This is a genomic window from Christiangramia marina (assembly GCF_048285865.1).
Lineage (GTDB): Bacteria > Bacteroidota > Bacteroidia > Flavobacteriales > Flavobacteriaceae > Christiangramia > Christiangramia marina.
The window spans coordinates 945,708-957,712 of record NZ_JBLVTK010000001.1; the positions used below are offsets into that span (position 1 = coordinate 945,708).

A 12,005-nucleotide genomic window follows, 5' to 3' on the forward strand; every position below is an offset into this window, starting at 1 on the left:
CCTGATTTAAATTATTGAAGATTTCCTTTTAACACCAATTTGAAAATCTCATATGGCCCCTCATTATTAATTTCAAACATTATCTCTTGATCTATCAGAGATACTGTCGCATCGGTTGTTTTATAAGGTTCTGCAATGTCTGTTTCTGAGTAATTATGAGGAATAAATTTTTGTGCAGATGCTATATTTTGCACATTGAACCCCTGGAACTGCAGTTGTATGTTCGTCGCAGACTTGTCCTTTCCAGGAATATATACAACCAATGTGCTTTCATCCTGCAGTGCTGCAGTAATTTTAAATTCACCATCCGTGGTTCTTACAACCTGTCCCTTAAAATTTGAGGATAACTCAGAAAATATCTGACCAACCGGAAACACCTTTGAAAAGTTCCAACTAAATACCCCTACTCCAGGAATAGAAGAGTTAACCGGTGGCCAGAATGCCGCTGCATCGACGTTTGATAAAGCATAAATTTGAAAAATATCAGGTATTATATTGGCCGCCTCCATATATAACCTTCTTTCGTTGTAATCTCTTGAAGGCATCCATTCAGACAGGTATACAAAGTTTTTTTCTGAATTGAAATTATCTGCAGATTGAATAATTCTCTGTTCCAGATCTGCCATATTATGAGATTCTGTTTCGTAGCCTACATATGTGTGCAGGGCTACACCATCAATTTCATCATAAGCACTGGTAAAGTTGTTTTTGATATCTGTGAATTCAGATGGCCTTGTATAATCACCATTGATTAATAATTTAAAATTGCGGTCTGGAAATTCTTCACCGATGAATTCGGCTATATTCATTGCTATAACTGAGTACTTCTTCAGCTTTTCTGATCTACTAACTCCACCGGCGTATTGTAGCCACCATTCATTACCTATTTCCACAATCCCAACATCATCTACTCCAACCATATCTAAGGCTGTTCTCGCTGTATTCTTTAGTTCAGTTAAGGCCTCCACGAATTGAGATGAGTTTAAAGCATGGTTCATTGCCAGGGTAGTTGGGAGGACTATGCTCACATTATCAATATTTGATTTTACTAGATCAATATCTGCACCCGGTTGATCGGGCTTATTATCCCAATTTGGAGTTGTATTCGTTTCCCAATCGTAAAATTCTGATTCCCAGCCTCCCGGAAATCTCAAAAGTTGTCCTCCCAGAGTTTTATATTCCTGGCTGAAGTCTGTAAAGCGAGAACCTGGAATTTGTCTCCAGTCATTGTTCATTCCAAAGATTAAAGGATTTATAGTTTTACGATCTGTTACATTAATAGTAAAACTCTCACCATCAAATTCTGCTTCCCCTTCTTCCTCTACTTCATCATCCTCCTCTTTTACCTCTATGGGTTCATATTTAGGATCTAAAGGATCAGTAGCATCGGGACTACATGCAAAGAATAACATTAGAATTGTACAGTAGACTAGGTAGTTGATCCTTAAGCTTATCATATTTTTGCTTTACTTTATTTTAAACTAAACTTGATCTTATAGATAGAAAAACCTGAATTCTCATTCACATTAAATGAGATACGTTTACCCATTTTAGTAAATGCAGGATTTTCGGTTTTGACCATTGACAATGGTTTCTCTGGATTATTGATGTCTCCAGGTTCCCAGAGCTCAGATGAGATAACCCTATCAATTTTTACATCGCCAAGCTGCAGGGTCACTGTTGTGGCCGGTTGGTCCATACCAGTTACGTAAACTACTACAACTCCATCTTTATTTCTGGCCGCAGCAGCTCTCATACTACCATCTTTAACTTCCAGTACTTCACCTTGAAAATCCATTGCCAGATCGCCAAAGATTTGACCAGTTGGCATTGGCTGTGTAAGTCCATAGTTAAATAAACCTAATCCGGGAATACTATTGTTAGTAGGAGGCCAGAAAGCTGCTTCATCTGCCCCTACCATTGCGTGCTCATAAGTTTGCTCAACTACCAAGTTTGCTCCCTGTGCATATACTTTATTATCATTATATGCCTTGGAAGGAGCCCATTCAGATAACGATAAATATGATTTACCAAGATTAGCTATACATTCACTTATATTCTTCTGAAGATCTTTAATATTATGGGTTTCGGTATTATATCCCGTATAGGTATGTAGAGCCAAACCATCGATAAGATCCAGTTCCTGAGTAGCGTCAAAAACATATCTTATAGCCTTGAATTCATCAGGATGTGTATAATCACCATTTATTACAATATTGAATGTTGCACTAGGGAAAGTATTCCGAATGTATGCTGAAATTCTTTTAGCTATATGTGCATACTTCCTAACCTTGCTGAATCTAGAGACTCCACCGCCCCATTGAAGCCACCACTCATTCCCGATTTCGATAGTCTTGATGTTGTCTTGACCAGTAAGTTCAATGGCCTCCTTGGCTTCAATCTTTAAATCTTGTATCGCAGCATACCATTCTGCCGACCATTGTGGCAAGTTCATAGCGTTTACTGTGGGCACAACAATACTAATTGCACCAGGGTTTGTAGACTTAACTTTTTCAATAGATGCCCCTGGAGCAGCTGGTGCATTATTCCAATTTGGTGTTAGATTCTCACTCCAGTCATAATATTCAGATTCCCAACCACCTGGAAATCGCACTAATGTATAATTGATGTTCTGTAATGAGTTCGAAAAGCTATCGTACCTATCGTAACTAATTTGTCTCCAATCATTATTAACACCAAACAGATACGGAGAGATCGGCAGTGTTTTATCAACGTTTATCAGAATGTCAGTATTATTATCCAGATGCTTGATTCCACTGCTATGTACTTTGGCTGAAAGATCCTGACTCGATAGATCACTATTCAATTCGGTTTCGGGGGAGCAGGAAAAAAGCGTTCCAATAATAAAAGCCAATATGAAATTTTTCTTAGAGTGAATCATGGGTTCTACTACCCGATAACATGTTGTTATAATATTCATATCAAAAAACGTTAAAGGTTAATAGCCGGGGTTTTGCTCAATACTACCTTGAGATAGTTGTATTTCTTCAGGAGGTATTGGCCAAAGCATGTGAATTGATTGATCGAACAAAATTCCCTTATCCATGGATTCACCCATATTCGAGTTTTCAAATGGGTCATCATTTTCGTTAAGGTTATATTCTACAAAACTTCCATTTGGACCCATGATCATGGAGATTCTTGGAGTTCCGTTAACCTTTTGTCTTCTTAGATCATAAAGTCTATGTAACTCTAATGCAAGTTCCAGTCTTCTTTCCTTCCATATTGCATCTCTAAGCGCAGTACCATTCAAATTATCATCTAATTCAAGATCTACTCGTTCTCTAACCTTCTCTAAAGACTGTAATGCAGCTGATTCATTCCCGTTAAAGTATGCAGCCTCAGCATGCATCAAAAGAACATCTGCCAAACGTATGTGTATATGACTCAAAGGATGTTGACCTATTTGGTATGGCTCTGGTCTATCTGCAGTTGGAACATAAAACTTTCTATTAATTCTTCCAGATTTATTTCTAGTTGGTGCAGCATCAAAAGAAGTCACTTCCGGATCACCAAATACGGGTTCTCCATGTTTGATTATGGTGGATCTTAGTCTTATACTATCACCTTCAGCTAAAAATGCATTTTCAAGATTACTTGTGGGAGTTCCCCAACTCCAGCCTAAATCTGCCCGGCTACCTTGAGTTGTAGAGTATACACCACCAATATTTGGAAACTGTTCATTATTAATATAACCAACTTCAAAAATAGATTCTACGCCATATCTATTATTCGGTTTCCATACATCCGCAAAATTCTCCTCTAGTTGATATTGGTTGGATTGAATAACATTTGCAAACATTGCCTCCGCTTCCATCCATTTTTCCTGATATAAATATGCCTTTCCAAAAAGGGCTTGTGCAGCACCTTTTGTAGCTCTACCGTAATCTGACGGTGCATATTCATTCTTAAGCGGCAATACATTCACAGCCTCTGTAAGGTCCTGCTCAATTTGAGCATAAACCTCATCTACGGTGTTTCTGGTATATTGATAAACTTCTGGTTCAAACAATTCATCCCAGGTAGTAACAATAGGTACACCACCATAATTTTTCACTAATTCGAAATAGAACCATGCGCGTAAAAATTTAGCTTCAGCCAACAAACGTGCTTTATGATCCTCATCCATTTCAACTTCAGAAATTTGGTCTAAAGCCAAATTCGCTCTCGTAATACCTATATAATTATGTTCCCAGAACGAATTTATGTACGCTGATCCAGGGAATACATTGTAATGTGCAATTCCGGTAATATCAGCTCTTGGCTGTTCAGTGTTGCCAGACCATTGATCATCTGTCGCCATCTCGTTAATCGTTCTGAAGAAATTGATCTGGTTCCAGCCTTCTCCATTGACTTTTTGATAGATTCCATTGACAAATCGCTCACTAGCTTCTCCCGAAGCAAAGAAGTCATCTAATTCCTGCTGTCCTCTTAAGGGTTGATCTAAAAAATCGTTAGAACAACTATATAGGACAATTCCCAATAACATTAGTAATAGTACTCTTTTCATCTTATTAATATTTTATAGTGAGAAATTCAAACCAGCCAAAAATGTTCTGGTTAAAGGATAGCTGGCATAATCCACACCATATCCGTTGATAACATCTCCTCCAGCACTAACTTCTGGATCGAAACCGGAATAATCTGTAATGGTGAATAGATTCTGAGCTGAGATTGATATTCTTAATTTGTTCACACCCTCTAAAGGAATATTATATCCCACCTGAAGGTTCTTCAATCTTACAAAACTACCATCTTCTACTAATAGATCTGAAGGTCTCTGATAATTTTGATTTCTGTCCAGGGCGCTTAACCTTGGAAAATCTGCGCCCGGATTATCTTCTCTCCATACTCTATCGAGCGCACCTGCCCGTACGTTGACATCATTGAGAGCAGAATATCCAAATAAATTTGTATAGTTGATAATATCATTTCCAAATACCCCATACCACTGCATCGACATATCCCAATTTCCATAAGTGAAATCCATGTTCAAACCAGCTGTAAAATCTGGAAATGGGTTACCAATAATTGTTAAGTCATCATCGTTAAGAACTCCATCCTGATTTTTATCTACGAACCTCAGATCTCCCGGTACCGCATTTGGTTGCAAAAGTGAACCAGTTTCACCGGAGTGGCTATTAATTTCAGTTTGATTCTGAAAGAGACCACTAGATTCATACCCGTAGAATAGTCCAGCAATTTCTCCAGGTCGTGAAATCTTTAAAAACCTGTTTCCAAGATCAGATCTTTGCTGTCCTAAAAGTTCTTCAATTCCTGGTGCAATATCTTGCAAACGACTCTCATTTGTAGAAACATTCGTATTAATTGAATACGTGAATTTATTCTTCCCTCCAGAGAATCCTAAAGAAGCATCCCAACCTTCAGATTCCATACTTCCTACATTTTGTGCTATTGTTCCTGGAATACCTGTATAGTTTGGTGGTTCTACTTGAAACAACAAATCTTTCGACTTACGTTTATATCTCTCTACAGAAAGACTTAATCGATTATCGAAGAACGCACCCTCTATACCAACATTTATATCTTCAACAGTTTCCCATTTGAGATCAACATTTCCGAATCGATTGAGTGTATTAGTCACCACTCTTTCACCTCCGAATGCATAGTTCGAATCACCGATTCCAAAAAATCTTGATGCTGGATTAATGTTTTGATTCCCTAATTGACCGTATCCAGCTTTTAGTTGTAGTGCATCAATATCATCAATGTTAAAGAATGATTCATCTGCTATAGACCAACCAACAGAAATACTTGGGAATGTTCCCCATTTATTCTCATCTGGAAACACAGAAGATGCATCTCTCCTAACGGCTCCAGTTAAAAAATACCTGTCCTTAAAATTATACATTAATCTTCCCAGGTAAGAAAACATTGTTCTTACACTTTCATTTCCACCAACACTTCTGTTTTCTCCAGTTGCGGCATCGATATACCTCAGCTCCTCTGTCTGTCCTGGTATATCCTCACGAAAAGCAGAAACATAGTTGTAGCGTTGTTCATCCAAAACTAAACCTGCTGTAAATGTGATATCGTGTTCTCCGAATGAATTCTTATACGTTGCTGTATTGTTCCAGACCCAGTCACTATTTGTGGTTATTCTTCGGAAAACATTGTTGATTAGGTTTTGCTCGTTAGGGTGGATAAAGAAGGAAGGATTAAAATCATCTCTTCGGTTAGTGTCAAAATTAAATCCGAACTGAGTTTGAAGATCAAGCCATTCGACCGGTTTGTAATTTAGCTGTGTATTTGTGAATAACCCGAAGTAATTTATACCTCCAAATACTCTTGAAACAGTAGCTACAGGATTCGGAACTCCAATACCTGATCTACCATAAATACTAAACTCATTTCTACCGTCTCTTTCTTCGATTGGGATGTATACATCTGTAAGTGGTTCAATCCTCAACGTGTTATAAAAAAGATTTGGTGTATCCTCCCATCTTTCAAATCGTGGGCTTAAATCCTGTTTTAATTTTAACTTATCACTAATTTGAAAATCAACGTTGAAACGTCCAGTTAGTTTCTTTCTAAAACCTTTCTGATAATGTGATTGTTCTTCGAAATAACCTAAACTAGCTAGGTATTTGACATTTTCTCCACCACCTGAAATTCCTAAATTATAATTCTGAACAAGAGCAAAATCGCTCAAGGTCTCTTTCTGCCAGTCAGTTCCGTTTCCAAATTCACTTATTTCTTCTTCTGTAAACTTTATTTCCTGGCCGTCATTCAAACGCCTCTCATTGACTACTCTTGCATATTCCTGAGAATTTGCCATATCGATCCTCTCTATATTGCTTATACCTGATGAAACATCCAGGGTAAAAACAGCTTTACCAAACTTCCCTCGTTTTGTGGTAATTAATATTACTCCGTTAGAAGCTCTTGAACCATATATTGCTGATGCAGAGGCATCTTTAAGTATCTGGAAGTCCTTAATATCTCTAGGGTTCAAAAAATTGAGATTAGTACCAGATGGTAGCATTACTCCATCAACTACAATCAATGGAGACTTATCATTATTGAAGGTAGTAATCCCACGAATTAAAATTTGGGGAGCAGCTCCTGGAGCACCGCCCTGGGAAATAACCTGAACTCCGGAGGCACGGCCCTGAAGCGCTTCAGCAGGGTTTCCGGTGGTTATTTTTTCCAGGTCATCGCCATCAACCGTGGCAATACTACTGGTAACTTCTTTTTTTCGTGCTTCTCCATATCCTATCACTACAACCTCATCTAAAGCCTCCTGATCACTTGCTAGAGAAACATTAATTGTGCTTTGATTGTTAACTTCGACACTCTTTGAAGAGTATCCTACAAAGCTAAAAGTAAGTGTAGATTCAGCTGGGACAACGATTTCAAAATTTCCATCAAAATCTGTTATGACTCCGTTTGAGGTACCTTCTTCAATCACGTTTACAGTCGGAATTGGTGCTCCATCTACATCAGTTACTGTACCTGTTACTGTTATTTCCTGAGCCATTAGCTGGAAAGACAGGAATGACAGGAAGATAAACAAGACATTCCGTAATTTAGAATTATGCTTTTTACTATACATTTTCAATGTTTTTTATTGAATTAGTTTAAAGGTGTAATGGTTACAGAATTCAAATGGGTATCGAAAACGAATCTGTAGGATCCAAATTGATCTTCGGAGAAAACAAGAGTTGAACCGCCCTGTGGGACTGCATTATTCTCATCGAATCTCCAGAATGGTCCCCAACCTGCTTTGTTTGCATTTAAGATCATACCATTAGCACCTTCGCTATCAGGCTCGTCAAAGATTTCGATATTCGCAGAAAATCTATAAGGATTCTCACTATCCTGAACTAAAGGTTTTCCTGAAGTGAAATGAAAGCATCTAAAACTGTCATCTTCATCAACTTTGCAAGTACTTTCACCGTCCACAATAATTCCCGTGGCTATAATCTGGATGAAATCATATGTAGTGTCATCAGGTGCGTAAGCTTGATATGTATAGGTGAAATCTCTAAGATCAAGCCTAATTTCATAGTAGCCTTTTTCCGGTAATGTTAATGGATTAATATCTGCACCTACACCATTTATTAACTTACCAGGTTCACTAGCGTCAACTCCAAAAGAGTATGGTTCAAAAGATGATTTCTGAGGTATAAATCTTATTAAGGTGTTGGGTTCTGGAGCATAATATTTACCTACGAACACAAAACCCTTCTCATCTTCAATTTCACTAGACTCCATTAAAATTGTACTTCCAAAAATAGTAGACTTCAGGTTTTCGTCACTATCCAAACTTGTTATGAACATTTTCTCGAATTTCAATTCGTCGAAAATATTAATTGAAACGCTCTTAGTAGAAGAATTACCTGCCTCATCTGTTGCAATAACAGTAAACCTGTAATTACCGGTGGTCTCAATATCTAGAGATTTCTGGTAGTGATATTCTTCCCCTGTAAGTTGTATAGTCTCGTTATAAACTTCACTTTGAATTTCTAAAGTTGATAAAGATGTATTGTCATTTACAGTAATATCGAACTGAATTTCATCACTATCACCCAGAATCGCCGTAGAACCATCTGCTGGTGACAATATATTAATGGAAGGCGGTTCGACATCTAGATCCAATGTAACGGTTACATCTATAGATTTCTCTACTCCTCCAGAATTTATAGAAGTTATAGTAATAACATGCTGAGATCCGTTAGTTTCAACCTCGGGTACTTTGAATGAATAATTAAGATTGTAGGTTTTAGGCAACGAATCTTTCTCGATAGTTTTATCCAGGAACCAAGGTTCATACTTTATACTAATCGCTCGAATCCCAGCAGGATCTTCAATTGTTGCTTTTAGATTGATATTTAAACCTGGAAGGGAAGAAATGGATTCATCAAGCATTGAAAAACTCGGTTCAGAATCTACCCTTACAGTTTCATCATCATCCTTATCACATCCTGTAAAAATGGAAGCAATAAGGAGAAGCAAAAAAAACTTATTTCTCATGACTATGTTTATTAGTTAATAATGTGGTTATTATTCTTTTGCTTTTGGAAAACTTGCGCCAATGGAGTTCAAGTAGTTTTCAAGTTCAGTTTTTAGTTCATTAACTAAGTCCAGCTTCAAAGAAGCCAGATCAGTTTTTTCTTCAGGATCACTCATCAAATTGTATAATTCATAAGTGTCATTCTCATAGAAATGAATTAATTTCCAATCACCTGATCTAATCGCTGAAGCAGGTTTTCCTCCTTGTGGACTATAGTGTGGATAATGCCAGTATAAATTACGCTTGCTGAATGATTTACCCTGTAGTACATTTTTTATGGATCTTCCCGAAAATTGATCTTCTTCATACTTTATATTCGCCACGTCTAGTAAAGTTGGAAAAAAGTCATTGCTTATAACTGGCAAGCCTACTGTTGTGCCTTTTTTTGAATCAGTTAAAGGCGGGTATTTGATGAATAATGGTTCACGAATACCTCCTTCGTAGATCCAACCTTTTCCTCCTCTCAAGGGTTTGTTCGATGTCACCCCATAACCAGGAGCCGAAAGTCCTCCATTATCCGAGAAGAAAACGATCATCGTATTTTCTTCAAGACCCAGTTCGCTTAACTTATCCTTTAATTTTCCAACAACGGAATCCATTGCCCAAATCATCGCCGCGTAAGTTGCATCACTTTGGTTGGTTCGAATTTTCACACCACTATCTATTTCATACTCTCCTTCAGATTCTAATCCTAGACTCTTTCTTCTTTGTTCAAATAATCTTGTAAGCTCTTCAGGCGCTTCAATCGGTGTATGAACATTGTACATTGAAAAGTACATGAAGAAAGGCTTTTCAGGTTGATTTTTAGCGTGCTCCTCCATCAATGAGTTGGCTTCCCGACCCAAGCGAAATGGGAGATATTCACCATCAGGGCCATCCTCCAGTCTAGGATTGGAGTATGGTGAAAAGAAACTTCCAGGATTGCCTTTACTCCAACCCGCAATATTTTTATCAAACCCTTGATTTTCTGGCCAGAACTCTTCGGTTTCACCCAGATGCCATTTACCTATAAAATAGGTAGAATACCCATTTTCGCTAAAAGATTCTGCTATTGTGGTCCTCTCAAGAGCGAGATTGTCAGCAATAACTGGCTGAATCATCTTATCCTTACTTCGGTTTTCATATTCCTGTGCACCAATCCAATTCGTAATATTGACATCCTCATGAGCCGGGTCGATGCCAGTTATGATACTAGCTCTAGTTGGACTGCATACAGGATTTGCTGCATAAGCATCAGTAAATCTCACTCCATTTCTGGCTAATTCATCAATTTCAGGAGTGAGATAGTAATCGCTTCCTTGTACTCCTAAGTCTTTCCAACCTAGATCATCAACAAGAATAAATAATATGTTTGGCTTATCATTATCAGAGTAATCCTGGGCATAAGCTGAAAGAGAGGTGAAGATCCCTAGAAAAAATACCTGAATATATTTTGAAGAATTTTTTAACATGGCTTTAATTAAATTATCTACCTCAAAAATAGTTCAATGTTAAGGTTAAGTAAATGGACGTATAAATTAAAAAAATGGATAATCTTACGATTTGGTAATACTTTTATAATTTTTACTTGAAATTTTTTTGATATTGTCAGTTTATTAAGTCTCTCAATATTAATATGCCACTTTTAAATAATTGAATCCTTAAATTTGGAGTAACGAAAACGTTATACTTATAAATCAGAGATTACACGAAAACGTTATATATGGACGATTTAACGGGCATTGAATGGAAGAAAGAAGGGTTTTTAGGCCAACAAATGGTTGTACTACCCCCGAATAGTTTAGAAATCATTAAGGGAAATGATCTAATTAAAGATTGCTATTTAACCGCTATAGGTTTTTATCCACATGCAAAATTTCATGATAGGAAAAGGAAAGTTGGTTCTAATGAATATATATTTTTGTACTGTACACAAGGAGAAGGTTCTGTAAAAATTGAAGGGGAGAAGTTTAGTTTAAAACCAAATACCTATATCATCGTTCCCCCCTTTGTGACTCACCACTACAAAAGTTCTATTGATAGTCCCTGGACAATTTATTGGGTGCACTTTACTGGTGAAAGGGCTAAACTGCTTTTTGATCGATTCTGTGTAGATTCAAAACCTGTTGTTAAATCAATTCCGTATAACGAAACAAGATCAAGAGAATTCATAAGAATCATAAATTTAATAAAGTTCTCTTTTGACGAAAAAACACTTGAAATTATCAATTTAGATATAACTCATTTAATAGGTGGTTTTATTTATCATGAAGAGGTGAAAACTAAAAATTTCGAGAAGAGTATGGTCAATGATTCTATTAGTTACATGAAAGACAATCTAGACAAGACTCTGAAAATAAATGAACTAGCAGATTTAGAAAATTTATCGGTATCCAGATATTCAGAAATTTTTCGTGAAAGCACAGGTAACCCACCGATCAATTATTTTAATAATCTTAAAATCCAGAAAGCCTGTCAGCTACTATACTTTACGGACAGAAGTATAAAGGAAATAGCAGTCGAATTTGGTTTTATCGATCAATATTACTTTTCCAGAGTTTTTTCAAAAATTATGGGAGTCCCACCTTCTAAATATCGTAAAAATTATAAAAAATGAGAAGCGGTCAAATGTGACCGCTCTCAAAATTCTTATTCTAACCTTTTAGATTTTATCAGTATTTCGGATTTGCAAATTTTTGAAAACATATCTAATTCCACATATCAACTACTCTAGTCTTGGGCATTCAACCAATGATCATACATTATACTAGCCTTTTGATTCTCACTAAAAAGATTTTTAACGTGATTTAAAACAAGCTCCTGCCCTTTATTAAATGCATCCTTTTCTAGTCCTGTTGATTTGTCACTCATGTTTTAAATTTTAGGTTATTAAAAATGAGTAAATGGCCATTTACTTCTCTGCAAGTATATGACCCTAAAAGACACTTAATCAATAGAGTAAATTCAG

Annotated in this window: 8 protein-coding genes; 1 reads left to right on the top strand and 7 read right to left on the bottom strand. The window is 36.8% G+C overall.

The genetic code is table 11. From position 1 onward, the window contains the following. Positions 1–11: 11 nt before the first annotated feature. The 6 genes from ACNKXS_RS04440 to ACNKXS_RS04465 form a co-directional block, all read right to left on the bottom strand. Positions 12–1,457, bottom strand: a complete 1,446-nt coding sequence (locus ACNKXS_RS04440) for a hypothetical protein (RefSeq protein WP_417919804.1) — start codon at positions 1,455–1,457, stop codon at positions 12–14. 14 nt (positions 1,458–1,471) lie between these two features. Next, a complete protein-coding gene (locus ACNKXS_RS04445) occupies positions 1,472–2,875 on the bottom strand; it encodes a hypothetical protein (RefSeq protein ID WP_417919805.1) in 1,404 nt (467 codons plus the stop codon). An 84-nt stretch (positions 2,876–2,959) separates the two neighbouring features. Beyond that, on the bottom strand, positions 2,960–4,531 hold the full coding sequence (locus ACNKXS_RS04450; RefSeq protein WP_417919806.1) for a RagB/SusD family nutrient uptake outer membrane protein: 1,572 nt from the start codon (positions 4,529–4,531) through the stop codon (positions 2,960–2,962). Between the two features lie 12 nt (positions 4,532–4,543). Beyond that, positions 4,544–7,597, bottom strand: a complete 3,054-nt coding sequence (locus ACNKXS_RS04455; protein WP_417919807.1) for a SusC/RagA family TonB-linked outer membrane protein — start codon at positions 7,595–7,597, stop codon at positions 4,544–4,546. Between the two features lie 20 nt (positions 7,598–7,617). Then, on the bottom strand, positions 7,618–9,018 hold the full coding sequence (locus tag ACNKXS_RS04460) for a hypothetical protein (protein ID WP_417919808.1): 1,401 nt from the start codon (positions 9,016–9,018) through the stop codon (positions 7,618–7,620). A gap of 30 nt (positions 9,019–9,048) precedes the next feature. Next, the gene (locus ACNKXS_RS04465) at positions 9,049–10,509 is read right to left on the bottom strand and encodes a sulfatase (RefSeq protein WP_417919809.1); all 1,461 of its coding nucleotides are present in this window, start codon (positions 10,507–10,509) and stop codon (positions 9,049–9,051) included. A gap of 251 nt (positions 10,510–10,760) precedes the next feature. Between ACNKXS_RS04465 and ACNKXS_RS04470 the strand changes: the two genes are divergently transcribed. After that, positions 10,761–11,654 (top strand): helix-turn-helix domain-containing protein, encoded by an 894-nt coding sequence (locus ACNKXS_RS04470; RefSeq protein ID WP_417919810.1) that lies wholly within the window; start codon positions 10,761–10,763, stop codon positions 11,652–11,654. A gap of 113 nt (positions 11,655–11,767) precedes the next feature. On the opposite strand, the gene ACNKXS_RS04475 is transcribed toward ACNKXS_RS04470, so the two are convergent. After that, a complete protein-coding gene (locus tag ACNKXS_RS04475) occupies positions 11,768–11,908 on the bottom strand; it encodes a hypothetical protein (RefSeq protein WP_417919811.1) in 141 nt (46 codons plus the stop codon). Positions 11,909–12,005: the final 97 nt, after the last annotated feature.